Source organism: Hymenobacter sp. BT188, from assembly GCF_014333585.1.
Lineage (GTDB): Bacteria > Bacteroidota > Bacteroidia > Cytophagales > Hymenobacteraceae > Hymenobacter.
In genome coordinates this window covers 319,614-344,499 of the sequence record NZ_JACSCW010000004.1, presented here as the reverse complement: position 1 = coordinate 344,499, position 24,886 = coordinate 319,614, and the positions used below count along the sequence as shown (strand labels likewise).

Below are 24,886 nucleotides of genomic sequence, written 5' to 3'. Positions count from 1 at the left end.
TTTGAACTCATGATTGAAATTCATAACGTCCAGAAATCCTTTAATGGCAACCAAGTGCTAAAAGGTATCACCTGCACGTTTGAGACGGGCAAGTGCAACCTGTTGCTGGGTGGCTCAGGTACTGGCAAAAGCGTGCTGCTGCAGTGTATTGTAGGCCTGATGCAGCCCGACATTGGCAGCATTACCTACGATGGCAGCGTGTTCACCAACAACAAGGTGCAGATCAGACAAGAGATTCGGCGCAAGATCGGGATGCTGTTTCAGGGCTCGGCTCTGTTCGACTCCATGACGGTGTACGAAAACATCGAGTTCCCTCTCAAGATGCTGACGCCTGAGATGACCAAGGAAGAGCGCCGCGACCGTGTGGAGTTCTGCCTGAAGCGGGTAGGCCTTGAAAATGCGGGCAACAAAATGCCCGCCGAAATCAGCGGCGGCATGAAGAAGCGCGTGGGTATTGCCCGCGCCATTGCCCCCAACTGTACCTACCTCTTCTGCGACGAACCCAACTCCGGCCTCGATCCGCTCACCAGCCTCAAGATTGACGAGCTGATTCACGAAATCACCCACGAGTACAACATCACCACCGCCATCATCACCCACGACATGAACTCGGTGATTGAAATCGGCGACCACATCATCTTTTTGCATAAAGGCCAAAAGCTGTGGGATGGCACCAAGGAAGAAATTCTGAACGCCCAAGTACCTGAACTGAAAGAATTTATATTCAGCAGCAGTTTGGTGCGAGCCGCCAAAAAAGTGGACGACGAATCGGAAGGTGGCCTTGCAGCCATTACAGAAGGTGAATCAACTAGCGCTTAACTCTGCGTTTATTTTCTGTAAAAAGCCCCCCAGACTAACTTCTGGGGGGCTTATTTATTCAATCTATTCTACGTTTTCTGGTCACGCAGGCCTGTCAGGTGGGCTAAGTGGTGCTGGCCGTGCCAAGCATAAAGTACCAGGGCTTGATCTAATGTATAGTCCCGGTCGTTTCCGGGATGATAAAAAGTGCGCTGCCATTGCGCTTCCGTCAGGTGGTGAAGCAATACGGTCCAGCGAATATGCAAAGCCTCCAACAGCGTTAAGGATACGGTGACAGGTGTTGCCTCTACGTCAGGAAGTTCGGCCCAGGCGTGCTCATCGTAAGGCCGCACAGTGGGCCGTTCCTCAGTGAGGGCCAAGCGGAAACGTGTGTAGCTGTTGATGTGCGAATCAGCCAGATGGTGAATGACTTGGCGGCCCGTCCATCCACCGGGCCTGTACGGCTCTAAGAGTCGGACGCCGCCTATTTCCCGCGCCACAGTATTAAGCTGGACTGGTAGCTCTGCTATCTGCTGAATAAAAGTCGCGCGCTCCGGGGCGGTAAGCGGGCCAGCGGGCAGCGTCGGCTGACCGATTGGGTAGCGAAGATCAGGACTGGGGGGCATTCTCAATTGGTTGAGTGGAAGGATAGGGCACAAAAAAAGCCTTCCATACAAGGAAGGCTTTCTTTCTAACATGACCAAAACTTAGCCGTTACGCTTATTTAGCTCATCGCGGATTTTGGCCGCTTTTTCGTAATCTTCTTTTTCGAGGGCCTGAGCCAGCATCTTGGTCAACTCATCCAGCGACACCTGACCGCTAGGGTCGCGGGGACTGGGCGCAGATGCCGGAGTACCGCTATTGTCCTCGTCATCGTCGTCCTCGTCATCATCGTCCGAAGCATCTTCAGCGTTTTCGTCAAGGTCGCTCAGGATGATGCCGGCTTCGCTCAGCACACTTTCTACGGTAAAGATCGGAACCCCGAAACGCAGACCGATAGCAATGGCGTCGCTGGGGCGCGCATCAATTTCAAAGGTTGTGGCCCCATCGGAGCACACAATTTTGGAGTAAAATACGCCTTCCTTCAAATCCGAAATCATCACTTCAATGATGGCCACGTGCACGTGCTCAGCAAACGACTTAAACAAGTCGTGGGTCAGCGGACGGTTAGGACTGATTTTTTCTATTTGAATCGCAATGCTCTGCGCCTCAAACATGCCAATGATAATGGGCAACCGGCGGTTGCCGGTTTTTTCACCCAGAATAAGAGCGAAAGAACCCGATTGGGATTGGCTGGATGACAGGCCGAGGATTTCGAGCTGAATTTTCTTCACAAGCGATTAAGCTGATTTTGGGTGTGTCGATTCGCGTTTACTAAGCTAATAATCAATAAGTTAATACACTAAATAAAAACAAAGGCATTAACCTATCAAAACTCAATTTAGCAGCGCATTAATTCAACTCTTTAACGGCCTGAGTTAATTTCGGTAGTACGTCGAATACGTCGCCAACGATGCCATAATCAGCCGCTTTAAAGAACGGAGCTTCCGGATCTTTGTTAATAACAACGATAACTTTTGACGAGTTTACGCCAGCCAAGTGCTGAATAGCGCCCGAAATACCGCAGGCAATATACAAGTTAGGCGACACCGTGATACCCGTCTGGCCTACGTGCTCGTGGTGAGGGCGCCAATCGACGTCGGATACGGGCTTGGAGCAGGCAGTAGCCGCACCCAAAGCTTTAGCCAAGTCTTCAATCAGATTCCAGTTTTCAGGACCTTTCATACCGCGGCCACCAGATACAACCTTGTCGGCTTCAGGTAGCAGGATGCCACCAGCTTGCTCTTGCATGATCACCTGCTTTGGTGCATCGGCGAAGTCAGCATCGGTGAGCTGAGCTGAGAACTGCTCTACAGTAGCAGTTTGGCCAGCGTTGTGCAGAGGCTCCATCGAGTTCTTTTTCACTGCAATAATCTTCCGCTCTCCGCTCAGAATAACGTCAGAGAAAGCCTTGCCGGAGAAAGCACCGCGCTTCACTACAAATTGCCCCCCATCCATCTTAGGAAGCTCTACCACGTTGGTAGCCAAGCTGGCTTGCAGACGCACCGACAGGCGCGAACCCACAGCCGCTCCAATGTTGGAGTTAGCCAGTACAATTATCTGCGCGCTTTCCTGCTGGGCTGCCGCAGCAATCAGCTTGGTGTAAGCGCCGTTTACGAAATCCTTCAGACGGGAATCGTTATCGTGTAATACTTTGCTGATGCCTTGCTCGCCAAGAGTGGCAAGGTTGGCCTCAGTAGCCTCGCCCACGGCCACAGCCGTAGCCGTCGTGCCAAGCATCTGGGCTACCTGACTTCCGTATGAAGCCACTTCCAGTGAGGACTTTTTCACCTCACCGTTATCACACTCAACTACAACTAGAACAGACATTTATTTAGACATAAGAAGTGAAGTACAGGAATTGAGATGTTTGCTAGAGAAGCTTGATAGAAGCAGCATCTGCTTTGTGGTTCTCTAAACTCAATCCTGTATTAAATTACTTTGGCTTCGTTGCGCAGCAGCTTGATCAGGTCGCCGGCCGATTCGGCGGGAATAAGCTTTACACCCTGCTTCTTGGGGGGCAAAGCGAACGCGGTAACCTGGGTGCGGGCAGCTTCGCCGGTAGGCTCTACTACTTTCAAGGGCTTGGTTCGGGCCGTCATGATACCACGCATGTTGGGAATGCGGGGCTCGCACATGGGCTCCTGACACGAAACAACGAAAGGCGTAGCCACCTCCACTATTTCTTTGCCACCTTCAATCTCACGCTCCAGCGTGGCGGTATTGCCTTCTACATCAAGCTTAATGGCCGGCGCTACGGTTGGAATGCCGAGTAGCTCGCCAACCATGCCATGTACCTGAAAGCCGTTGTAATCAATGCTTTCCTTACCCATCAAGATGATGTCGTAGCCACCTTCTTTGGCGGCAGCCGCAATTTGCTGAGCTACGAAAAAGGCGTCGGTGGGCTTGGCATTCACGCGGATAGCATCGTCGGCACCAATGGCTAGGGCCTTACGGATATTGGGTTCCGTATCGGCTTCGCCTACGTTGAGCACGGTCACATTGCCGCCAAGTTTTTCCTTTAACTCAATGGCGCGGGTGAGGGCATATTCATCCCAAGGATTAATTACAAACTGCACCCCAGCCTTGTTCAACTCCTTATTATCAGGAGTAAAGGTGATTTTGGTGGTGGTGTCGGGCACGTTGCTGATACAAACGAGAAACTTCATCGAAGGTGCTTATATGGACAAATAACTACGGGAAAGCCCCTAATTTCGGGCGAAGATACAGAAAACTCCTGCCCCATGGAAACCTCACCCAGCCGTTTACAGCAACTCCTGGCCTTCTACGCCGATGACCCTAACGACGCATTTACGATCTATGCGCTGGCCACCGAATATCGAGCAACAGAGCCACTACTGGCTATGAAATATTATCAAACGCTGCTGGATGAGCACCCCAACTACGTGGGGACTTACTACCACGCGGGTAAGATGCTGGAGCAACTAGAAAAGCCCGAAGATGCCGAAAAAGTTTACCGCCTAGGGTTGCAGGTAAGCCGTAAAGCCGGGCAGATGCACGCCGCCAGCGAGCTACAACAGGCTCTGAATCAGCTGCTGGGCTTAGACTACGAAGACGAGTAAAACGACTGGCTTACTTTTTTTGCATTAGCGTGCGAGCTGCTTCCACGGCTACCCGAGCATTGGGTGCATAAGCATCGGCTCCTATAGAGCGCCACAGCGTTGGGTCAGCATTGAATGGCTCACCTCCTACCATCACCCTTACATTATTGGCACCAATCGTATTGTTCTTGGCGCTAATTAGCTGGCGCAGAATACCCACATGGTGAGCCATCGAAGCACCGATTACCAGCAAATCGGCCTTGAAGCCCACTACCGCCTTCCAAATTCCATCCGTAGGCGTATTTGCGCCTAAGAAGTAGGGCGTCCAGCCATCTAACTCCAAAAAGTCGGATACCATGCGTACCGGCATACTATGCAAATCGCCGGATACCGTGGTAGCTACGAAACTGAAGCCATTTGAGGGCGTTTTTTGCAGATATGGATGGAGCATAGCCATTGCCAATTCGGTAGCGGCGGTGCAATAGTGTTCTTGCGCAACGCTTATTTCGCCTTTATGCCAGCGCGAGCCTACCTCCCACTGCACGGGCATAAATACATGCTCGTAGAGAAGGCGTACGTCAATTCCGTCTTTGGCTTCTTTTCGGAGTAAGTTAATGGCTTCTGTGCGCTTTCCGGCCAACAAGTGCGCTAAATAGGCATCAGCAAGTTCTTTCAGGGGTGCCTCCAACGGCGAAATGACTGGCGGTGTAGGCTCAACCGCCAGCACCGGATGCTCCAACTCTTTAAAAGCCGCACTCAAATAGCCAGCCGCGGCTATATACTCCGCAATGGGTAAGCGCTGGGCCAGAACCTGCTTCAAGGCCGTCAGCTGCTGGGTTAGTATCTGGTCGTGGACCGCGTCGGCTGGATGGTGCCGGGAATGAAACAAATGCGCCTCAAATAGGCCGGCACTGTTCATCAAAATGGCGTTGGCTAAAGCAGTAAGATGCTCTAGCAGTTCTTGCTCAAGTGCTCTACGGCTTTCTTCACCTCCCCCACAATATTCTGAGCCTGGTGATAATTGGCAATAAAGTACTGAGGCTTCTTTTGTAATGTTCTCGGCCTGTTGATTAATGGTTTCGGCCGTACGTTGCTGTTTTACATTCATTGCTACTTTCCCATTGCTGCCATCATAACACTGCTGCGCAGTCTATTTCCTCAACCGCTAAATACTTCTAATAGAATGTATTGTGTAGGGAAAGGGCACTAAAGCTACTTCGTGCTTTTACTGTGAACTAGGCTGGCTGGTTTCACATATCGCACTTTCGCCCACAATTTAATATCGAGATTGTGCTTCGTATAAAATTCAGTGTCTCAACAACAACATTTATAACAGAATAAAGCGAGTTCAGCTTTTCACAAAACAGCGTTTATCTCATTAGGGGGCTTTATTATTCTCTTATTTCCGCCAAGCTCTATATAGCCAGCATTTGTGCTTTTCCTGGCAACGGCGACATCGTCCGTTCGTGGCACTGAACTTTCTCTGATAGTCTGGTGTCAGAGGGGGCATGCGTAAAACCGCTTTTTTGGTTGCTGGGGGGCTTTTTGTAGCTGCTCCAGCCAGTCTGCTAGCCCAGACCACCGACCCTACACTCAATGCTGATGCGCCCTTCGTGCGCAACATCCGCCCTGACCGGCCCGGCCGCACCATTACAACCAATATGGTACCCTTGGGCCAGGTGCAGGTAGATGCGGGCACCAACCGCTTTGAGCCGGCCGAGGCCACAGGTTTTGGCTCGACTCGCACTTTATCTGGCGCTACACTGCGCATTGGCTTGCCCAGTCATATTGAGCTGCGCCTCACGCAAGGCTACCTCCATCCTTCCGACAAGCGTGCCGCCGCTCCCGCAATAGCTGCATCGGGCGATTTTGAGGTACCCGTTCCTTCTACCGCTTTGCCCGGTGGTTTTGCGCCCCTGACCATCGGGGCTAAATTCTTGGCCTCAACGGTGCCCAATGCCCGCTCTCAGGTGGTGCTACTGGGCGAGGTAACACTACGCAATGGCGACACATCTTTCCCAAACAAGGTTTTGGAGCCCGGCGCGCGCTTATTAGTGTCGCAACAGTTAGGACAGCGCTATGGTCTGGAAGCGAACTTCGGCTTTCGTCAGCGTGGCTTCCGCGCTGCCGACACCAAGCTGGGCACCTATCTTGGCACGCTGGCCCTGAATGGACCGCTGGGGGGCAGTTTTGGCTTCTTCGCCGAAACCTATACCACCTGGCAGCGCGAGTCAAAGCTGGCACCCGGTGCTACGGCCGGTATTTATTGGCGGCCGCTACCTAACCTGCGCTTCGACCTAAATGCCGGCCAAGGCTTCACCCCCGAAGCCGAAGGCTTATCCGTGGGGGCTGGCTTTAGCGTGCGCCTTCCCAAGTAGACAATTCGTTATTCGCCTAAAATGAAGCGGCCGCCCCGACACTAAACTGATAAGTGTCGGGGCGGCCGCTTTTACTTTACTTTAAAGCGCTACGGGCGCTGACCTACGCTGGCGGGCTCAATGCGAGTTGGCGTTTGCTCGCCGGCTATAATGCCAGTAGCACTACGCGCAATGGCCGAAATGATGGCCGTCATGTTGGTCATATTCAGGCTTTCCACTTCGTCATCTACTGTATGATAGAGCTTATCCGTCGGAATCTGGTCGCTGCTGATTGTGTGGGCCGGCACGCCCAAGCGGGCTAGCGTAGCGTTATCGGAGCGATAAAAAAGGTTCTGCTCGGGGTACGGATCTGGCTCGAAGCGGAAGGGCGTGCCTTCCAGCTTTTGCTGGAGCAGCTTGCCAAAGTCGGAGCGCTCGTAGCCGGTAATGAAAGCAGTCTGGGGGCCAAATTTGGCTTCCTTTCCAATCATCTCGATGTTGAACATGGCCACCACCTTCTGCGGGTCAATCTGCTGAGAGAAATATTTCGAGCCGAAGCCCCCGATTTCCTCCGCGGTGAAAGCCACGAAAACCAGCGTCCGCTGATTCTTCTTTTTCTTCTTGCCGACCTCCAGCTTATTCTTCTTGAAGTACTCTGCCAGAGCTACTACGGCCGTTGTGCCGCTGGCATCATCATCGGCCCCGTTGGCAATAGAGTCGCCGGCCACAGCTGGCAACGTCCCAATGTGGTCATAGTGAGCCGAAAACACCACCATTTCGGCCGCGCGGGCTTTGTCCTTGGCCTGTCCGGGCAGCACCCCTACCACGTTGCGCAGCTCCACTGTTTTAATAGTTGTCGTGGCAGTAGCAGCAAATTTGATAGGAGCCGCCGGAGCGGCAGCCAGCACAAATACGCTGGCGAAGGGCTTCGGCTGTTCGCCCTGCATATTGCTATGACTCAGGTAGCCAGCAAGTTGCTTGAAACGCTCCGTATGCGCCGGATCTACGAAAACCAGCGTGTTGGCAGTTGGCTGCAGCAAAGCGCCCATCTGCTGCCGCACGTTGTCCTGGGGGCCAATAATGACCACGCGCGGCGGCGTGGCATCCTCGCTGGTCCAGTTGAGGGAAGGCAGCCCCGATACGGGCAGCACGTTTTCGGGTGCAACTACCGAGCCGTTGAGTGTTACACTGCCGGCAACCGTGTGTACTTCGTAGGCCGGAAACACCTGCTCGTAAGTGGTTAAGCCCGGCATCTTCTCCAGCCCAATCCGGTCAAACTCGGCGGCCAAAAACTTAGCAGCCTGCAAGCCGCCTGGCTTACCGGCTGCCCGGCCTTTCATGTCATCAGCCGCCAACGTGCGGATAACACGCTCAACGTTTGCCTGCTTAATATTTTTTTGTGCTTCAGCTAATTGGCTTATAAAGGCCAATCCAAGGATCAGGACAAGTTTTTTCATGGCTCAAGGTAGGAATTTTGCCTCACGACAAAACCAATAATCACTGTTCACCTATCTTCTGTCAGGCTTTTCACTTACTGATATCCTTATGCCTATCCGCCCGCTCCTGATTCTGCTGCCATTTCTGCTTTTCAGCGCCTGCACAACCGTAAGAGAAACACCCCCCGATGCCAGCCTGCGCAATACGCGCTGGGTGCTTCGAACCCTGGCTGCCACCCCTATTACCACCCTCGCGAGCAGTCAGGAAGTTTACCTACAGTTCAACGCTACCACCAACCAGATAGATGGTTACACGGGCTGCAACCGTTATTTCGGCCGCTTCGAACTACCTACCCCTACTACGCTGCGCCTCTTAAGTATTGGCTCTACCAGAATGTTCTGCGAAGCCCGCCAACAGGTAGAAACCGACTATTTAAAAGCCCTCCATGACGCTTCACGCTTTGAAATACAAGGCAACACCCTACAGTTGTACGTAGAAAAAAGCGACGAACCGCTGGCAGTCTTTGAGGCCGTTTATTTAAAATAGGTGCATAAAAAAGCCCCCCAGAATGATCTGGGGGGCTTTCATTAAGTCGCTAAAGCACAATTTATTTGGCGGGAAGCGCAGGCAAGGTATTCAGCCAAGGCGCGAAAGCCACAAAATCGGCTTCGGTACGTAAAGCCGGGCGCTTCTTAAGCTCCGCCTGAATTTGGGCCGAGTGCTCGGGCAAAGCAGCCGCCAACGCCTTGGCGTTAAGCTTAAAGGGCTGCAAGCGACCATCGGCCGTGCGAATGTAATAGTCCGTTTGGTCGAGCAGCTCATCATAGCGACGGTCGGCGCTGTAGGCTCCGCTGTAGCTGGCTTTTTGCAGGGTTTTGCGCTGAAGCTTGAGCAGGCTGTAGTTGCCGGGCACTAATACTTCAAAATACTCCTGCCGCAGAGCCGGGTCGGGCGCATCATAAAAGCGCTTAAAAGCTCGCGGCTGACTTTTGGTGGGGTCATTTAGCACGAAACCCTCCACCTTATTCATGTCCACATAAGTGGAGTCTTTAGGGCTACGTAGCATTAAAAGCAGACGCTGATTAGCATCGTACTTCAGCTTGGTTTCGGGCAGGGGCACTTTGGAGGCCAGCTGAATAGTGCCCGGTATCCAGGCCGAAATCAGGTAAGGCGTACCGCGTACACCCTCGTAGCGGTTGTCGTAGCTGATGGCAGCCGAACCGTTCACCAGCGACTTCAGGTTTTCCTGAGCGGCATTGCCCGAGCTAACAACCGAGCTTTGGGCATGCGCTTGCAGACTTACAAAAGCACCCGTTGCAATAAGAAAAGTGCGTGAGAGATTCATATTTGATTAACAGAGTGAATAGGAAATGTCACAACTTCGAAAATATATACAATTTTCTGGATAGAAGCCGCACTCTACCCACAGTCGCACTTATCAGCTCAGCGTCAATACAAGGTCATCAGCATTTACTAAGGTTCCTTCTCCAAGGTGCAGGCTCTGCACGGTAGAGTCGTCGGGAGCGGTGATGGTGGTTTCCATTTTCATGGCTTCAATAATGAAGAGCGGTGTGTTGCGCTTCACCGCTTCGCCATCTTTCACCAGCACTTTCGACAGCATTCCTTGCAAAGGAGCGCCCACCTGGCGCGGATTGGCTTTGTCGATCTTCTGATTACGCACCGTTTTGACTTCCACCGAGCGGTCGCGCACTTCCAAGTTGCGGGTTTGGCCATTGAAAGAGAAGAACACGGTGCGGTTGCCGTCGTCGTTTACGTTGCCCACCGAGCGCAGCTTCACAATTACCGATTTGCCCCGAGCAATATCAATGATGGTTTCTTCGCCGGGTTTGAGGCCGTAGAAAAACACCCGCGTCGGAATCAGCGACACGTCGCCGAACTGCTGCACGTGCGCCCAATACTGCTCGAATACTTTGGGGTAGAGCAGGTAGGAAAGTAGATCCGTAAACTTAGTCTGGGGGCCAAATTTGGTTTGAAACGCCGCCCACTCTTTATCGAAATCGATAGGCGCCAAGTGCTCGTTGGGCCGGTCGGTGAAGGGCTTTTCATCCTTCAGAATCAACTTCTGTAGCTCCGCGGGCCAGCCGCCTTCTGGCTGCCCAATGTCGCCGCGGAACAAGCTCTGCACCGATTCGGGAAACGACAGGCTCTCCCCTTTTTCCAGCACGTCCTGTGTTGTCAGGTTGTTGGTTACCATAAAGAGCGCCATGTCGCCAACCACTTTCGACGAGGGCGTTACTTTCACGATGTCGCCAAACAGTTGGTTGACGTCGGCGAAGGTTTGCTTTACCTGCTCAAACTTATCGCCCAAGCCCAGCGCCGCCGCCTGGGGCCGCAAGTTGGAATATTGCCCCCCAGGTATCTCGTGCTGAAACACCTCCGAGGTGCCGGCCTTCAAACCCGACTCAAAGGGATAGTAGTATTCGCGCACCGTTTCCCAGTAGTTCGAAAACTCATTCAAGCTCCGCTGATTGAACTCCCGGTGGCGGGGCGTACCGCGCAACATCTCCACGATGGAGTTGAAATTAGGCTGCGAAGTAAGACCCGATAAAGCTCCCAGCGCCACATCAATTACATCTACATCGGCTTCTACTGCTTTAAGGTAAGTAGCTGCTTGCAAGGAAGATGTATCGTGAGTATGCAAATGAATAGGCAAACTGACGGTAGATCGAAGTCCCTGAATCAGCTCGGTGGCGGCGTAGGGCTTGAGCAGGCCGGCCATGTCCTTGATGCAGAGAATATGGGCCCCGGCATCTTCAATCTGCTTGGCTAGGCGCAGGTAATAATTGAGGTTGTACTTGGGGCGCTTGGGGTCCAGAATATCGCCGGTGTAGCAAATGCTGGCCTCGGCCAAGCCTTGCGTCTTGTTGCGCACAAAGCCGATGCAAGACTCCATACCGGGCATCCAGTTAAGGGAATCGAAAATGCGGAAGATATCCACGCCTGTTTCCCAGGCCTGCTGCACAAAACGCTCCGTGAGGTTATCCGGATAAGCCTTGTAGCCCACGCCATTTGCCCCCCGGATAAGCATTTGCAGCAGAATATTCGGAACCGCAGCTCTGATTTTAGCCAGTCGCTCCCACGGGTCTTCGTGCAGAAAGCGAAGCGCCACATCAAACGTAGCGCCGCCCCACACTTCCATAGAGAAAGTCTGCGGATGCATTTTGGCATAGCGCTCTGCTACCTTCAGCAGGTCGAAAGTGCGCATGCGCGTGGCCAGCAAGCTCTGGTGAGCGTCGCGGAAGGTGGTGTCGCAGTAATGGATGGGTTTATCGGCGCGCAGCCACTGGGCAAATCCTTCGGGACCGAGCTCGGTGAGCTTGTCTTTGGTGCCGGGATGGTGCGGCTCGGTGATGTTGGCAAACGGTATTTTGGGCTTGCGCAGGTCCCGTGTGGGATCAATCAGTTTTTTAACGTCGGGGTTGCCGTTCACCACCACGTCGCCGATGTAAGCCAGCACTTTGGTGCCACGGTCCTGGCGGGGCTTGTATTGAAATAGCTCCGGGTGGTCTTTGATGAAGTCCACGTTGGCCTTACCATTTACAAACTCGGGGTTGGCAATGATATTTTGCAGGAACTGGATGTTGGTCTGCACCCCCCGAATACGGAATTCATCCAGCGTACGCGCCATTTTTTGGGCCGCACCTTCCAACGTAGGCGCGTGGGCCGACACCTTCACCAGCAGCGAATCGAAGAAGGGCGACACTTTCACGCCTTGGTACACCGAGCCTTGGTCGAGGCGAATGCCGAAGCCACCCGCCGAGCGGTAAGCCACGATGGTGCCGTAGTCGGGCTTGAAGTCGTTTTCGGGGTCCTCGGTGGTAATACGGCACTGAATGGCGAAGCCGGTTTTGAGCGGTTTGCCCCCCGGCTCCAGTCCTATCTCGGACGAAGAAAGATTATAGCCGGCCGCAATGTAAATCTGCGTTTTGATCAGGTCGATGCCGGTAATCATCTCCGTCACGGTGTGCTCCACCTGAATACGCGGATTCACCTCGATAAAGTAGATGCGGTCCAACTCCGGGTTCACCAGAAATTCCACCGTGCCCACGTTGTTGTAGTTCACGGCCCGACCCAGACGCAAAGCGTATTCATACAGCAAATGGCGCTGATGATCAGCCAGATCCAGTGCGGGAGCAATTTCTACCACCTTCTGAAAACGGCGCTGCACCGAGCAGTCACGCTCATACAGGTGCACAATGTTGCCGTGATTATCGGCTACCAACTGCACCTCAATGTGTTTAGGGCGCTCTACAAATTTCTCAAGGAAAACGGTGTCGTCGCCGAAGGCTTTCAGGGCCTCATTCCGAGCTTCAAAAAAACCCTTTTCCAGCTCGTCATCCGTTCTGATTACCCGCATACCGCGCCCGCCGCCGCCCGAAGCTGCTTTAAGCATAACCGGATACCCAATGCGATGTGCCTCTTTCAGCGCTACTTCCAGATCAAATAACTCCGCTTCGCTGCTTTCTATAATGGGTACTTGGCATTGCACGGCCACGCGCTTGGCAGCTACTTTGTCGCCGAGGGCCTCCATTACTTCGGGCCGGGGACCCACGAAAATGACGCCCTCCTCTTGGCAGCGACGGGCGAATGTGGCGTTCTCGGCCAGAAAGCCGTAGCCGGGATGGATGGCATCGGCACCGTTTTCTTTAGCGGTGCGCAGAATTGCCTCAATATCCAGATAGGGTTTCAGCGGCTCGTCGTCGCGGCCAATTTGGTAGGCTTCATCGGCCTTGTAGCGGTGCAGCGAATACCGATCCTCATAGGTGTACACAGCCACCGTCGGGATTCCCAACTCGGTGGCGGCGCGCAGCACCCGGATAGCAATTTCACCACGGTTGGCAACGAGTAGCTTTTTGATATTCATAGTTTGGACGTAGTAGGGAGCGGGAAAATGGAATTTGGACGAAGCTAAGCAATTGCGCTACAAGCTTCATGAGCCGCCAGCGAATTTTTGCTAGTTGCCACTTATTCGCAATATCGGCTTTATTGGTTGCTTCGAAATAGCTGCTGGTTATCAAGATAGGAAGCATTGCTAAAAAAGCCCCCCGGTAGTGTCCTGCTCCATACAAAATCCCCTGCCCGGCCACCGAAAGCCAAACAGGGGATTCATGCCAGAAAGAGCTCCAGATTTAGCGTGCGGCTCTGACGGAGCTGGCCCCACTAGCCCGGTTGTTTACTAGGCGTGCATTGCCTTTGTAACGAATGTCGCTGGCACCGGAAGCAGTTGATGAAAGCTCCCCATCAATATTCACCTGGGCCTCGCTGGCACCCGAAGCAACTATCTGAGCGCCTTTTGATTGCAGCCCATACGCTTGGTATTCACTACCGCCACTGATGTTTACTTTCTGCCGGTCAGCCTGACCAGACAGCTTCACATCGCTGGCTCCAGAACAGTTCACATCCAAGCTTTTAGCATTTATGTTGAGCGTTATATCACTGGCCCCGCTGGCTTGTACTTTGAAGTCGTTGGCGGCAAAAGTTGATTGCCCCTTCACAGCCGACGCCCCGCTCACGGAAATTGCCCTCAGTTTAGGGCAGGTGATATAAACATTGACGCTGTTTTCACTGCGGCCTACTAAGTCCCGCCAGTTGAAATCACGGTCGCGGTATATTTTCAGGGTACCATTCTGCACCTCCGTTTTCAAGTACTTCTGTACGTCCTCCGAGGCTTCAACTATCACGCTGGTTTCGCCGCCTTGGCGCAGAAATACATTCACCGCACCACTGGCGCTCACAGCTTCGAAGCTGCCTGTGTTGCGGGTTCGCTTCGTCTGGGCTTGCACACAAAAGTGAAGTGTACAGGCTACTAAAAGCAGGATAAGCGTTCTGAAGGGAGCCGAGGCTTTCATGGTGTAGAATAATTATCTGAGAGTTGTCGAGGTAGATGAGCTAGAGAGATCAAGGGTTGCTTAAGAGCAGATAATATAATCATTTGGATGATTATATAGAGAACTAAAATCTCGAATGGCATTTACTATCAGCAAGTTGGGTGCTGGGAGCAACTATTTTTTGCCTTCTCTACAGACAGCTTGCAACCTTCTGCCTGCGAACTGCCTCACTTCTACAGACCACTGGCAGTTCTACTGATATGACACAAATCTTTACACGCTCTTTTTTGTGGCTAGCAATAATTTTCGTGCTCGGCAGCTGCGTTGAGGATTCTGATGTTAATGCCGACCTGCTCAACAAGCGTTGGCAATTAACATCCGTAGGTGAATTTCCTATACTGGCTTCCAGCTTTTTCCAGGATAGCCAGTCTTATATTCAGTTTGAGGCGGCTGGCAACAAGTTGCAAGGCTTATCAGCATGCGACGAGATTGGGGGGCAATTTTCCTTTAACGCCGGCACCAAAACCCTTACGATTACTCAGCTCACCGTGAAGCAAGGCACCTGCTCGAGTCCGGTAGTGGGTGGGCACTATTTATTAGCGTTGCCTCAAATTAGGCGGTATGAGCAAGACGGAAACACGCTCCGCTTGTACGACGCTACCCAGTCGACATTGCCTCGCTTGACCTTTCGCGCAGACGACTAAGTTTATGCAATTACTTTATGTTATTCACTGATTTTTAGCGTATTACTTATTCCTTATTTTATTTATCAGGCCGGCAGAAGGTGCGCTTCTGCCGGCCTGATTTATTAATAGGTCGCTGCTTTCGCACCATCAGGCCAACACACTCAGTAGTAGTAATTGCGCGGGGCGCAAACCTTGGCCGCGTGGTTCAGTTGTGAAGTGACCCTTCTTACCTGAACCACTCCATGGATTTTGCCCAAAAAAACATTCTTATCGTCGGTGCCTCGTCGGGCATCGGGTTGGCTACGGCTAAGCTGTTGCACGGTCTTGGCGCCCAATTGTTTACCGCCTCGCGCCACCTCTCACCCGAGCTGGCCGAGCTGCAAACGACCCACCTAGAGCTCGACGCTACCCAACCACTTGCAGCTACCGCCTTCGATGCCCTGCCTGACACTCTGCACGGCTTTGTGTATTGTCCCGGCAGTATCAAGCTCCGACCTTTCGAGCGGATTCCATTGGATGATTTCCGGGCTGATTTTGAGTTGAATGTAATGGGTGCTGTGCAGCTGCTGCAACCTCTGATGAAGCGACTAAAGAAGGCCGAAGGTGCTTCGGTTATCTTGTTTAGCACGGTAGCCGCTTCCACGGGCATGAGTTTTCATGCCAGCATTGCCACTGCCAAAGCCGCTTTAGAAGGTTTAACTCGCGCTCTGGCCGCCGAATTTGCCCCCCAGAACATCCGCGTCAACGCGGTAGCACCGTCGCTGACCAATACACCGCTGGCGGCACCCTTGCTCAACACGCCCGAAAAAGCGGATGGTGGGGCCAAGCGTCATCCGTTGCAGCGCATCGGGCAGCCTGAGGATCTGGCTTACATGGCCTCCTTCCTGCTCTCTGACCATAGTAGCTTTATTACTGGTCAAGTGATGCCCGTTGATGGAGGTATGGGCCGTTTAAAGTAAAACAGCCAGATTCACATTAAGCTACCCTCATAGTATGGCTAAAATCACGCTTTTCTGGCACCGGCGCGACATTCGCTTGCATGATAATGTGGGCTTGGCGGCCGCACTGCAAAGCGGGCATCCGGTAGTGCCGCTTTTTATTTATGACCGCGAAATTCTGGATTTGCTTCCTAGCCGCCGCGACGCGCGTGTCACATTTATTTATCAGCAAGTTGAACGCTTAGCGGCCCAGACGGACGCCGCGGGGGGCAACTTTCTAGCTATTTACGGGCGGCCGCTGGAAGTATTTGAGCAGCTGATGAGCCAGCACGAAGTCGCGGCCGTGTACACTAATGAAGACTACGAACCCTACGCTCAAGAACGTGATACGGCCGTAGCGGCAATCTGCCAGCAGCACGGCGCCCAGTTTCGAGCATTTAAGGACCAGGTGATTTTTGCCAAAAGCGAGATTCTGACCAAGTCGGGCACGGTACCGAGGGTATTCGGCTCTTATCAAAAAGCGTGGTTAGCGGCGTTGCGCGATGAGCATTTACAGGCATATCCGTCGGCCGATTTATTTCGTGCTGAGAACCTGCACCGGTTGGTAAATGCGCCGGCCCGTCCAACGCTGAAGGAAATGGGATTCGAGCATTTTGAACAGTTCGTGCCCGCCGCTGAATTGCCGGATGAGGCCCTGGTTCGAAACTACCACCTGACCCGTAATCAGCCCGGCTTGGTGAACAGCAGTACGCGGCGGTCGGTTCACCTGCGCTTCGGCACCCTGAGCGTGCGGGAGGTTATGCGACAGGCCAAAGAGCTGAATCCTAAGTTGCTATCCGAATTAATTTGGCGCGACTTTTTTATGATGCTGCTCTGGCATTATCCCTTCACGGCCACCGAGAGTTACGATCCTAAGCTGCGCCGCGTGCCGTATCGCAACAACGAACAGGAGTTTGCAGCGTGGTGCGAAGGCCGAACGGGCTACCCGTTGGTGGATGCAGGCATGCGGGAATTGAATGCCACTGGCTACATGCCTAATCGCGCCCGTATTGCCGCTGCCGGCTTTTTGGTGAAACATCTGCTCATCGATTGGCGCTGGGGCGACCGGTATTTTGCTGATAAGCTGCTCGACTATGATATGTCGCAGAACGTGGGCAACTGGCAGTGGATGGCCGGCACCGGGGCCACTTCCGCGCCGTGGTTTCGAGTATACAGCCCCCAAAGTCAGCAGGAGCAATATGATCCTACGTTTTCCTACGTGTGGCAGTGGATACCAGAGTTTGGCACCTGTGATTATCCCAAACCAATTGTAGACCACAAGTTTGCGCGCGAGCGGGCCATCGAAACCTTGCGCGCTGCTTACCGGCAGGCGGAGTAAAACCGACTGGTGCTGCGTACTTCAACTTTACCATGTCGTTCGCTGTTGTACTAACACTATGGAAAATACGGAAAAGGAACGCATTAAGCAGGGTTACTTGACTTACGTGCTGGATAAAAATAGGCCCCCAGCTTCGGTATTTAAGCTTACTAAACGGCTGAATATCCCGGAGGAAACTTTCTATCGCTATTACCCCAACTTTGAGGCCGTTGATCGGGAGCTGTGGGCTGACTTTGGCCGCCAAGCTCGCGAAAAAGCGGCGCTGGAACCAGTATGGCAAGAATACGGAGCCCGCGAAAAGCTACTGGCCTTTTATTATACCTTGCTCGAAATCTTGAAGCAAAACCGCAGCTACGCCCTCATGGCCCTGCGCCGCTCCATGCCGAACGTGCCAGGCATTACGCCCCGGGTACTCGATGATTTCCGCAGTGAGTTCATCATGTTTATTGAAAGCTTGCTGCGCGATGGCCGCCGCACCGAGGAAATTGCCCCCCGCCGCTTCGTCCAAGACAGCTACCCGCGCCTTTTCTGGACGCAGGCGCTATTTGTGCTCACCTTCCTTGCCAAGGATGAAAGCCTGAACTTCGAGCGCACCGACGCGGCCGTGGAGAAAGCGGTTACGCTCAGCTTTGACTTAGTGGGTCGCAACTCCTTCGATTCCGCCCTCGATCTGACTCGTTTTCTGCTGCATAAGCGTCGCTAATGGCTGAATCTGTGGAAAATTTGCCCCCCAGCATCTCGCTGGCGGATGAGAGCGTGCCCGGCCGTCAGCTTGATTCACTGCCCACTACCAAAGTGGCGCGGGCGGCACGTTTTGCCAAGTCGGGGCTGAAGGTGGGCGCCAACTATGTGAAACATTACGCGCGCCGCTCGGTGGGCGCTACCAGCAGCGAGGCTGACTTGCACGCGGCCAACGCCGCGGAGCTGTACAGTACGCTAAGTGAGATGAAAGGCTCAGTGCTGAAGGTGGCCCAGATGCTGGCGCTAGAAAAGAAATTTTTACCCCCCGCCTACGCCGACCAGTTTGCCCAAGCTCAGTATCAGACGCCGCCGATTTCGGCTCCGCTGATTATCAAAACTTTCCGGGATGCGTTTGGCAAGTCACCCTTTGAACTGTTCGCGGAGTTCGACGTGAACGCCCGGCAAGCTGCCAGTATCGGCCAAGTACACTATGCCCTTTCACGCGACGATAAACGCCCCCTAGCGGTGAAAGTGCAGTACCCCGGCGTGGCTGACAGCATCCGCTCGGATATTCGGCTGGTAAAGCCCATTGCCTTACGTGTGATGGGTCTTGATGAGGCACAAGTGCGGCCTTATTTGGAGGAAGTAGAAACGCGCTTGCTTGAAGAAACCGATTATAAGCTGGAACTGCGGCGCGGCTCCGAAATAGCCGCCAGCTGCGCGCAATTACCCCATCTGGAGTTTGCCCGCTACTATCCTGAGCTATCCTCGGCCCGTATCCTGACGATGGATTGGCTCCTGGGTGAACACTTAAAAGAGTTTCTGCGCACAGAACCCAGCCAAGAAATTCGTAACCAGTTGGGGCAGGCGCTGTGGGACTTCTATATGTATCAGCTAAATACGCTGCTGAAAGTCCACGCCGATCCACACCCCGGCAACTTTCTGCTACGAGCCGATAACGGCGGCACCGTGGGCGTGCTAGATTTTGGCTGTGTCAAGGAAATTCCGGCCGATGTGCATCGACTTTTCAATGCGCTGCTGGCCCCCGAAACTCTGGCTGATGAGGCGCGCCTTGCCGCCCTGCTCGACGAAACCGGCATTCTGCGCTCCACTGATACCCTCGAGCGCCGCGCCCTGTATGTGCGCACTTTGCACGCGTCGCTGGAGTTGGTTGGGCGTCCTTTTCGGGAGACTACCTTCAACTTTGGCGATCCTGCTTACATGGCGTCGTTGTATGCTTTAGGTGACGATTTGATGCAGGAGCCGGAGTTGCGCCAACAGCGTGAGCCTCGCGGGTCTGAGCATTTTATCTATCTTAATCGGACTTACGTGGGCCTATATGCGCTGCTCACTGAATTGGGAGCGCACATTCGCACGCAATAACACGCAGTGGTGCCTCCACCAAAACTATATCTGGTGCTCCCGGTTAATGCGTCCTGAACCAGCACCGATTCGTGTAGCAACATGAATTATGTTAGCTCAGGACGCATTTTCTTTTTCTCTCTATATTTCCATGAAAAAACTCTGGACTCTTTGTGCAGCGCTACTCAGCGCCGCAAGCGTGGCCTCGGCCCAAACCACTACCATGAGTTGCTGCGCCAAGCCAGCGGTAGCCACCGAAACATTCGCCATGCTCGCCTCCAACACCGATTTTTCGGGTGGCCACGATGCGCCGCTGCCGTACTCCTATGAGGGCGAAGGCGAAATGGTCAAGTTCAAAACTGCCGATGGCCAAACTGGTCAGGGCTTCGAAATCAAAAGCGCTACGCCCTCCAAAAAGTATCTATTCGTGATTCATGAGTGGTGGGGCCTGAACGACTACATCAAGAAGGAAGCGGCAGCTTTCGCCCGTGAGCTACCCGGTGTCAACGTCATCGCCCTCGACCTGTATGATGGTCAAGTGGCCACTACGCCTGACGAAGCCGGCAAGTACATGCAAGCCGTAAAGACTGACCGTGCCCAAAACATCATTCGTGGCGCCATGCAGTACGCCGGTCCGGATGCACAATTTGCTTCTGTGGGCTGGTGCTTCGGTGGTGGCTGGTCTCTACAAACGGCGTTGCTCGCGGGGCCCAAAGCTGTGGGCTGTGTGATGTATTATGGTATGCCCGAAAAAGACGTTGCTAAGCTAAAAACCCTGAATACTGACGTGCTCGGCATATTTGCCAGCGAAGACAAGTGGATCAACCCTGAAGTTGTAGCGCAATTCCAAAAGGACATGGCCACCGCTAAGAAGAAGGTGACCATCAAAAGCTACGCCGCTGACCACGCTTTTGCTAACCCATCCAACCCCAAATACAACCAAAAATTTGCCGCTGATGCCCACACCGCAGCTGTAGCTTATTTGCGCAAGAATTTCAAATTGAAGTCTTAACTCTAAGACGCAGAAAAGCCCCCCAGATGTATTTCTGGGGGGCTTTTTTGTGTACGCTGTGGTGAGACAGGGCGTAAGGATAACGGCTAACTTTCCGGCAAAAGTTGAGAGTCGGGTTACGCCGGCTTCAGTTGCCAACTATCCGCAAGCAAGGCGGCCATTTCCGCAACGCTGGCCGTGAGCTGCTCCCAAGAGTTGAGCACGAAGTATTGCTCCTGAAACCGCTGCTCCGAATATGGCGTGTCGAGGACCGTCGAAAGCTCAAAAGCGTGGCGAGCAGTTTCATCGTGCACGCAGTGGTGAATTTCACCGGCTGAAGACAACAATCCAGCCCCGTAGATGCGCGGCTGTCCGCCTTCCTGCACCAGCCCAAACTGGACCGTGAAGCCATACAACCGCCGCAACCGCAACAAAGCGGGCATATCGTGGCGGTGCTGCCTACCTACGATGCCCAGAAACTGTAGGAAGTCGGCGAAGGCCGAGTCGGTAAGCAGCGGCGCGTGCCCAAATACGTCGTGAAACAAATCGGGTGTCTTCACAAAGTCGAACTGCTCCATCGCCCGCAACCGTGTAACGGCCGGAAACTTACGCTCCGCCAACAACGCAAAAAACGTAGCATCGTCCACTGCTTCTGGCACGGGTACTAACTCCCAGTTCGTATAACGCTGCAGCTGCTCACTTACCGCATCAAAGTGCGGAATGACTGTGCGCTGGAAGTCAAGGCGCGCGAGACCAGCCCCAAAGGCTTGAGCCGCACGCTTATGCAACAGAGCCGTCTGGCGGTCGAATAACACTTTCCAGACGAGTTGATCCTGCGTAGTGTACTGGTCGTGGGCTTGTTCGAACATAGCTCTACTAAATAAAATAATGACACAAAAAAAGCCCGACTCTTGACGGAGTCGGGCTTGAGGTTTCGGGGTTGAAGGTGGTTACTTACCTTCCTTTCCGGCCATGCAGCTCGACTCCGCCTCCATTGGGGCGATTGACGGTTAGCATAATGCATTTGGCGGATTGCAGTAACATGGAGGCAAATATAGAAAATCAGAATAATAAACTACACTCAACTATTCAACTTATTTTCAGACAGATACAAAAGTCATAAAAAATGATATTGGGGGGCTTTTCAGTTGTAAAATATTATACCATCGTAGCTAACAACCTCTCAACTAAATAATAAGTGTTGTTATAACGAGTAGCAAATGTCATGCAGAACGCTGAGGTTGCGATGCTCACTTTAACTCCATTAAAGTAAAGCGTTATGCAGAGGCAGAGCCGAAGCATCTCGCTCGCGGTCGTGAGATTAGTAATCCCGCCTAAGCACGCGAGATGCTTCGGCTCTGCCTCTGCATGACAGCCTTTTTGGAAGCTACTCCTTCAGTTATTAGTAGAAGGTGCTTTTATTGTTTGCCATTTACTTCATACCCCATACTCAGATTTGTATCGCCAGTCACGCGCAAGTCAAGGCGGGCTTTTTGGTCTGACGACGGGTTCAGCAGAAGTGCGGTCGAGCCAGGTAAGAAGTGGAGTGTAGCCCGCTGGCCGGGCGCCAGAGTAGCTTTGCCAACAATACCGCCCCCACGTGGCCGCTCCTTTATTTCTACCGGCACCTTTCCCGTATTGCGCGCTACCACCCGAAAGGCACCAGGCTGCCCGCCGCCCAAGGCGAATTGCTTGCCGGGCTCGATGAGTAAGTCGGAGTTCAAACTGCCACCTGCCCAACTGGTCGTTGCCAGGAATAAGGTCAGGACGGCAGCCCCCGCCGAGGCCACTTGCCGAGTTGGTACAAAGCGGCGCAACCAGTTGGTATTACGCGTGAGCATATAATCGAGGGAGTAGCGCCCACCGCCTACTACGGTTACGAGTATGAAGCACCAGAATAGGAGCTGCTGGTAATTCATACCCACAATAAATTCAGGATTTTCGTACCATAAAAAGGCAATGACAAAAAACTGAAACGCCAACTGAAACGCACCTAAGCGGGTGAACAGGCCGAAGGCAATCAATAAGCCGCCGGCAAACTCTCCCCAACAGGCCAACCAAGCCCACATATAAGGAGAGGGAAACGTGAAGCCCAAGTTGGCTACTTGCTGTACAAACCAATCGGGGGGAGCTAGTGCGCTTGCCTCACCGGCCAACTTGGCGGCCTCGGTGGCGGTAGTCATGCTGACGAGTTTTGCCCAGCCAGCCCCAATAGCGATGGATAGGCCGATGTGCAAACGAAGGAGAAGCCAGGCAATATCGGCGAAGCGGGAGCCCAGAGGAGTGGCGGAAAAAAGAAGCTTTTTCATGGTCGTTGAAGGAGTGATTGAACGACCCAAAATTGCCACGCACTCCCCTCTCAAAAGCCCCAAATCACAGCTTGGGATGTCCCAACTTATGGATTGAGCCTAGCTGCTACTTCGCTTGGCGTCGCCGATTTCAGCTTTTTGAAAACTCGGTTGAAGGTTGACTTGGAGTTAAAGCCCGATTCCAGCGCCACCGCCAGCAAGGTATAGTGCTGGAAGCGCGGGTCTTGCAGCTTGCGCTCGGCTTCAGCGATGCGATACCCATTGATGTAGTCATTAAAGTTTTGCCCGAAGCACGTATTGATGACGCGCGAGAGCAGCGAGGTGTTGGTACGAAGCTGACCAGCCAATTCACTTAAGGTCAGTTCGGGTGCCAAATATGGTCGCTCGGTTTCCATGTGGCGGGAGAGTTTTGTGGCCCACCGCGTCAGGTCTGAGTCGGGCGCAACCTCTACAGTGCCTAACTCAGCAACTGAAGCCGACGCCTGGGGGGCTTTTTTCTCGAATTTGCTTTCCAGTTCTGCTGGTTCGAGCGCTTCAATGTTTATCCTATCCGCGACGGTACTAGTGCTTGCTTGAACGTCATCCGTACTGGTGGGCTGAAAATGTAGAGCTGGCGCTGGCTGGTAAGGAGCCAGTAAACCAGCAATACCTAGGTAATAAATCAGCAGACCGGTTGCCAGAAACGAATACCACACCTGGATGTAGGACAGCGGCGTCAGCACTTTATTTACCAAGCCGAAGAAAAAGGAAACTAGCAGACCCACTAGCACCGCCACTATCAGATTGCGCAGCCATTGGAAGCTGATAGGACCTGTGTTAGAGTAATTATCGTCGAGGTAGCGGCGGTAACGCTGATAGTCGCGCAATGTGAGCCAGCCGTACGCAAATACCGATACGTAACCTAGCAACTCTACTGTGCCATCTAATACTTCGCTCACATTGGCGAGCTTGCCTTTTGTACCAAAGTGCTCAGTAAAAGGCTCTCCCAGGTTCCAATGCTGCCACACAACATCATGGCCAAATACCATAAGCCGCCAGCCTAAGTACACCACCGCAGGCAGAAAGTGTAGCTTTTCGGCCTTGCCAAATCGAAAGTCTTGATTGGTAAGACTTCGAAAATAAAAGTAAAAAGTAGGTCCCAGAGCCAGCCAGTGACTGAAGGGGAAATAAAACATAAAGGTGGAGTGGGCATCGTGGGAGTCGTACCAACCCGCGAAGCCCAGCATCCACTGCGTGAGGGGTAGCGTATTGAGCAATAATAGTAGAGCTAGCCACCAATCGGAAGCTAAGCCGCGCCGCCACCCACGTACTAACAAAATCCCTATAAATACCATGCCCTGCACAAAGAAGGGCAGCAGTAACGAGCTATAGGGACTGAATTGAAAAAACATGCGCTAAAGCTACACGACCAGCCGATTACGACATTACACTAACTCCTTCCGCAACTCGTACACGCGGCGTAGGTTTTGAATAAGCCGGCTCGATTCATCGAAATTCAACGTTTGCTGCCCATCAGAAGCTGCTTCTTCAGGCTTTTCGTGGGCTTCGTAGAGAATACCATCAGCGCCGGCCATGACGGCGGCAAGTGCCATGGGCGCTACATAATCGCGGATACCGATACCGTGCGAGGGGTCTACCACGACGGGCAGGTGGGTTTTCTCCTTTAGAATGGGCACCGCATTCAAATCCAAGGTATTGCGTGATGCCGTTTCGAAGGTCCGAATGCCCCGTTCGCAGAGAATCAGCTTTTCATTACCGCCCGAAAACACGTATTCAGCCGAGGACAATAACTCTTCAATGGTACCCGAAATACCGCGCTTAATGAGCACGGGCTTGTCTACACCACCGAGGGCGTCTAGCAAGTTGAAGTTCTGGGTATTGCGGGCGCCAACTTGGAACACATCCACGTAGTCGTGCATTTCCTCTACCTGCGACACCTGCATTACTTCCGTTACCACTTTAATGCCTCGTTCGCGAGCCATTTGGTGGAACTGCTTTAGGCCTTCCATGCCCAGACCGCGGAAGGAATAAGGTGAGGAACGTGGCTTGAAAACGCCCCCCCGCATCAGGCGCACGTTGTTATCAAGCAGATGCTGCATGATTTTTTCCATCTGCTCTTCGCTCTCAATACTGCACGGCCCAGCTACCAGACTAAGCGATCCTTCGCCGATATGCACACCATCACCGAGGTCGAGTACAGTGGGCCGCACGCGCCACTTGCGCGACACCAGTTGGTAGTCATCTGATACCTGATGAATATCCCGGATTCCGGGCAGTTGGCCTATCGCACGCAAGTCGACCTCTGCCTTGCCGATGCCCACTAAATAATGGGCGCGCTGGGTCGTCACCTCCGTAACCTTATACTTCAGGGCTTTTATCTGATTGATAATATCCGCTTTGGTATTCGCGGCAATATCTTTTTCGAGTTGGATGAGCAT

General features: G+C 53.1%; 23 protein-coding genes. 10 read left to right on the top strand and 13 right to left on the bottom strand.

Annotated features, from left to right (window positions below):
* The first annotated feature begins 9 nt into the window (after positions 1-9).
* Positions 10-819, top strand: coding sequence for an ABC transporter ATP-binding protein (locus tag H8B13_RS12900; RefSeq protein WP_187311220.1), 810 nt, complete (start codon positions 10-12; stop codon positions 817-819).
* A 68-nt stretch (positions 820-887) separates the two neighbouring features.
* Here the strand turns inward: H8B13_RS12900 and H8B13_RS12895 are convergent, their stop codons facing one another.
* The 4 genes from H8B13_RS12895 to H8B13_RS12880 all read right to left on the bottom strand — a co-directional run bounded on the left by H8B13_RS12895 (position 888) and on the right by H8B13_RS12880 (position 4,067).
* Positions 888-1,424 carry a YfiT family bacillithiol transferase gene (locus H8B13_RS12895; RefSeq protein WP_187311219.1) on the bottom strand — a complete coding sequence of 179 codons (537 nt, stop codon included), beginning with the start codon at positions 1,422-1,424 and terminating at the stop codon, positions 888-890.
* Positions 1,425-1,505: 81 nt separating this feature from the next.
* Complete coding sequence (locus tag H8B13_RS12890; RefSeq protein ID WP_187311218.1) at positions 1,506-2,132, bottom strand: bifunctional nuclease family protein; 627 nt, start codon at positions 2,130-2,132, stop codon at positions 1,506-1,508.
* A gap of 118 nt (positions 2,133-2,250) precedes the next feature.
* A complete protein-coding gene (locus H8B13_RS12885; protein ID WP_187311217.1) occupies positions 2,251-3,228 on the bottom strand; it encodes an electron transfer flavoprotein subunit alpha/FixB family protein in 978 nt (325 codons plus the stop codon).
* 101 nt (positions 3,229-3,329) lie between these two features.
* Positions 3,330-4,067, bottom strand: a complete 738-nt coding sequence (locus H8B13_RS12880) for an electron transfer flavoprotein subunit beta/FixA family protein (RefSeq protein WP_187311216.1) — start codon at positions 4,065-4,067, stop codon at positions 3,330-3,332.
* 75 nt (positions 4,068-4,142) lie between these two features.
* Here H8B13_RS12880 and H8B13_RS12875 point away from each other — a divergent pair, with 75 nt between their 5' ends.
* A complete protein-coding gene (locus H8B13_RS12875; protein ID WP_187311215.1) occupies positions 4,143-4,481 on the top strand; it encodes a tetratricopeptide repeat protein in 339 nt (112 codons plus the stop codon).
* Positions 4,482-4,491: 10 nt separating this feature from the next.
* Here H8B13_RS12875 and H8B13_RS12870 read toward each other — a convergent pair whose 3' ends face one another.
* The gene (locus tag H8B13_RS12870; RefSeq protein ID WP_187311214.1) at positions 4,492-5,379 is read right to left on the bottom strand and encodes a B12-binding domain-containing protein; all 888 of its coding nucleotides are present in this window, start codon (positions 5,377-5,379) and stop codon (positions 4,492-4,494) included.
* A 589-nt stretch (positions 5,380-5,968) separates the two neighbouring features.
* Between H8B13_RS12870 and H8B13_RS12865 the strand changes: the two genes are divergently transcribed.
* Positions 5,969-6,838, top strand: coding sequence for a transporter (locus H8B13_RS12865; RefSeq protein ID WP_187311213.1), 870 nt, complete (start codon positions 5,969-5,971; stop codon positions 6,836-6,838).
* Positions 6,839-6,927: 89 nt separating this feature from the next.
* Here H8B13_RS12865 and H8B13_RS12860 read toward each other — a convergent pair whose 3' ends face one another.
* Positions 6,928-8,274 (bottom strand): M20/M25/M40 family metallo-hydrolase, encoded by a 1,347-nt coding sequence (locus H8B13_RS12860; RefSeq protein WP_187311212.1) that lies wholly within the window; start codon positions 8,272-8,274, stop codon positions 6,928-6,930.
* A gap of 88 nt (positions 8,275-8,362) precedes the next feature.
* On the opposite strand from H8B13_RS12860, the gene H8B13_RS12855 reads away from it, so the two are divergent.
* The gene (locus H8B13_RS12855) at positions 8,363-8,800 is read left to right on the top strand and encodes an META domain-containing protein (RefSeq protein ID WP_187311211.1); all 438 of its coding nucleotides are present in this window, start codon (positions 8,363-8,365) and stop codon (positions 8,798-8,800) included.
* Between the two features lie 61 nt (positions 8,801-8,861).
* On the opposite strand, the gene H8B13_RS12850 is transcribed toward H8B13_RS12855, so the two are convergent.
* The 3 genes from H8B13_RS12850 to H8B13_RS12840 form a co-directional block, all read right to left on the bottom strand.
* Complete coding sequence (locus H8B13_RS12850; protein WP_187311210.1) at positions 8,862-9,599, bottom strand: hypothetical protein; 738 nt, start codon at positions 9,597-9,599, stop codon at positions 8,862-8,864.
* A gap of 93 nt (positions 9,600-9,692) precedes the next feature.
* Positions 9,693-13,139 carry a pyruvate carboxylase gene (locus H8B13_RS12845; RefSeq protein ID WP_187311209.1) on the bottom strand — a complete coding sequence of 1,149 codons (3,447 nt, stop codon included), beginning with the start codon at positions 13,137-13,139 and terminating at the stop codon, positions 9,693-9,695.
* Positions 13,140-13,404: 265 nt separating this feature from the next.
* On the bottom strand, positions 13,405-14,124 hold the full coding sequence (locus H8B13_RS12840; protein WP_187311208.1) for a head GIN domain-containing protein: 720 nt from the start codon (positions 14,122-14,124) through the stop codon (positions 13,405-13,407).
* A gap of 239 nt (positions 14,125-14,363) precedes the next feature.
* Between H8B13_RS12840 and H8B13_RS12835 the strand changes: the two genes are divergently transcribed.
* From H8B13_RS12835 to H8B13_RS12810, 6 genes are all read left to right on the top strand, one after another.
* On the top strand, positions 14,364-14,807 hold the full coding sequence (locus H8B13_RS12835; RefSeq protein ID WP_187311207.1) for an META domain-containing protein: 444 nt from the start codon (positions 14,364-14,366) through the stop codon (positions 14,805-14,807).
* A gap of 224 nt (positions 14,808-15,031) precedes the next feature.
* Positions 15,032-15,748, top strand: a complete 717-nt coding sequence (locus H8B13_RS12830) for an SDR family NAD(P)-dependent oxidoreductase (protein ID WP_187311206.1) — start codon at positions 15,032-15,034, stop codon at positions 15,746-15,748.
* Positions 15,749-15,782: 34 nt separating this feature from the next.
* A complete protein-coding gene (locus tag H8B13_RS12825) occupies positions 15,783-17,105 on the top strand; it encodes a cryptochrome/photolyase family protein (RefSeq protein ID WP_187311205.1) in 1,323 nt (440 codons plus the stop codon).
* A 58-nt stretch (positions 17,106-17,163) separates the two neighbouring features.
* Positions 17,164-17,808: a TetR/AcrR family transcriptional regulator gene (locus H8B13_RS12820; RefSeq protein ID WP_187311204.1), complete on the top strand. Its 645-nt coding sequence runs from the start codon at positions 17,164-17,166 to the stop codon at positions 17,806-17,808.
* Positions 17,808-19,169 carry an ABC1 kinase family protein gene (locus tag H8B13_RS12815; RefSeq protein ID WP_187311203.1) on the top strand — a complete coding sequence of 454 codons (1,362 nt, stop codon included), beginning with the start codon at positions 17,808-17,810 and terminating at the stop codon, positions 19,167-19,169. Before H8B13_RS12820 ends, H8B13_RS12815 begins: the two co-directional genes overlap by 1 nt.
* A gap of 130 nt (positions 19,170-19,299) precedes the next feature.
* Positions 19,300-20,160 (top strand): dienelactone hydrolase family protein, encoded by an 861-nt coding sequence (locus H8B13_RS12810; protein ID WP_222841422.1) that lies wholly within the window; start codon positions 19,300-19,302, stop codon positions 20,158-20,160.
* Positions 20,161-20,276: 116 nt separating this feature from the next.
* Here H8B13_RS12810 and H8B13_RS12805 read toward each other — a convergent pair whose 3' ends face one another.
* From H8B13_RS12805 to H8B13_RS12790, 4 genes are all read right to left on the bottom strand, one after another.
* Entirely contained in the window at positions 20,277-21,008 is a 732-nt protein-coding gene (locus tag H8B13_RS12805; RefSeq protein WP_187311202.1) for a phenylalanine-4-hydroxylase, read from the bottom strand.
* A 549-nt stretch (positions 21,009-21,557) separates the two neighbouring features.
* A complete protein-coding gene (locus H8B13_RS12800) occupies positions 21,558-22,448 on the bottom strand; it encodes a DoxX family protein (RefSeq protein WP_187311201.1) in 891 nt (296 codons plus the stop codon).
* Between the two features lie 86 nt (positions 22,449-22,534).
* Entirely contained in the window at positions 22,535-23,839 is a 1,305-nt protein-coding gene (locus H8B13_RS12795; RefSeq protein ID WP_187311200.1) for a helix-turn-helix domain-containing protein, read from the bottom strand.
* 33 nt (positions 23,840-23,872) lie between these two features.
* The gene (locus tag H8B13_RS12790; RefSeq protein ID WP_187311199.1) at positions 23,873-24,886 is read right to left on the bottom strand and encodes a bifunctional 3-deoxy-7-phosphoheptulonate synthase/chorismate mutase; all 1,014 of its coding nucleotides are present in this window, start codon (positions 24,884-24,886) and stop codon (positions 23,873-23,875) included.

What these genes read in the sequence shown, in the direction of transcription:
- H8B13_RS12900 (WP_187311220.1), top strand. Translation starts at nt 10, where the DNA reads ATGATTGAAATTCATAACGTCCAGAAATCCTTTAATGGCAACCAAGTG.
- H8B13_RS12895 (WP_187311219.1), bottom strand. Translation starts at nt 1,424, where the DNA reads ATGCCCCCCAGTCCTGATCTTCGCTACCCAATCGGTCAGCCGACGCTG.
- H8B13_RS12885 (WP_187311217.1), bottom strand. Translation starts at nt 3,228, where the DNA reads ATGTCTGTTCTAGTTGTAGTTGAGTGTGATAACGGTGAGGTGAAAAAG.
- H8B13_RS12880 (WP_187311216.1), bottom strand. Translation starts at nt 4,067, where the DNA reads ATGAAGTTTCTCGTTTGTATCAGCAACGTGCCCGACACCACCACCAAA.
- H8B13_RS12875 (WP_187311215.1), top strand. Translation starts at nt 4,143, where the DNA reads ATGGAAACCTCACCCAGCCGTTTACAGCAACTCCTGGCCTTCTACGCC.
- H8B13_RS12870 (WP_187311214.1), bottom strand. Translation starts at nt 5,379, where the DNA reads ATGAACAGTGCCGGCCTATTTGAGGCGCATTTGTTTCATTCCCGGCAC.
- H8B13_RS12865 (WP_187311213.1), top strand. Translation starts at nt 5,969, where the DNA reads ATGCGTAAAACCGCTTTTTTGGTTGCTGGGGGGCTTTTTGTAGCTGCT.
- H8B13_RS12860 (WP_187311212.1), bottom strand. Translation starts at nt 8,274, where the DNA reads ATGAAAAAACTTGTCCTGATCCTTGGATTGGCCTTTATAAGCCAATTA.
- H8B13_RS12855 (WP_187311211.1), top strand. Translation starts at nt 8,363, where the DNA reads ATGCCTATCCGCCCGCTCCTGATTCTGCTGCCATTTCTGCTTTTCAGC.
- H8B13_RS12850 (WP_187311210.1), bottom strand. Translation starts at nt 9,599, where the DNA reads ATGAATCTCTCACGCACTTTTCTTATTGCAACGGGTGCTTTTGTAAGT.
- H8B13_RS12845 (WP_187311209.1), bottom strand. Translation starts at nt 13,139, where the DNA reads ATGAATATCAAAAAGCTACTCGTTGCCAACCGTGGTGAAATTGCTATC.
- H8B13_RS12840 (WP_187311208.1), bottom strand. Translation starts at nt 14,124, where the DNA reads ATGAAAGCCTCGGCTCCCTTCAGAACGCTTATCCTGCTTTTAGTAGCC.
- H8B13_RS12835 (WP_187311207.1), top strand. Translation starts at nt 14,364, where the DNA reads ATGACACAAATCTTTACACGCTCTTTTTTGTGGCTAGCAATAATTTTC.
- H8B13_RS12830 (WP_187311206.1), top strand. Translation starts at nt 15,032, where the DNA reads ATGGATTTTGCCCAAAAAAACATTCTTATCGTCGGTGCCTCGTCGGGC.
- H8B13_RS12825 (WP_187311205.1), top strand. Translation starts at nt 15,783, where the DNA reads ATGGCTAAAATCACGCTTTTCTGGCACCGGCGCGACATTCGCTTGCAT.
- H8B13_RS12820 (WP_187311204.1), top strand. Translation starts at nt 17,164, where the DNA reads ATGGAAAATACGGAAAAGGAACGCATTAAGCAGGGTTACTTGACTTAC.
- H8B13_RS12815 (WP_187311203.1), top strand. Translation starts at nt 17,808, where the DNA reads ATGGCTGAATCTGTGGAAAATTTGCCCCCCAGCATCTCGCTGGCGGAT.
- H8B13_RS12810 (WP_222841422.1), top strand. Translation starts at nt 19,300, where the DNA reads ATGAAAAAACTCTGGACTCTTTGTGCAGCGCTACTCAGCGCCGCAAGC.
- H8B13_RS12805 (WP_187311202.1), bottom strand. Translation starts at nt 21,008, where the DNA reads ATGTTCGAACAAGCCCACGACCAGTACACTACGCAGGATCAACTCGTC.
- H8B13_RS12800 (WP_187311201.1), bottom strand. Translation starts at nt 22,448, where the DNA reads ATGAAAAAGCTTCTTTTTTCCGCCACTCCTCTGGGCTCCCGCTTCGCC.
- H8B13_RS12795 (WP_187311200.1), bottom strand. Translation starts at nt 23,839, where the DNA reads ATGTTTTTTCAATTCAGTCCCTATAGCTCGTTACTGCTGCCCTTCTTT.
- H8B13_RS12790 (WP_187311199.1), bottom strand. Translation starts at nt 24,886, where the DNA reads ATGCTCATCCAACTCGAAAAAGATATTGCCGCGAATACCAAAGCGGAT.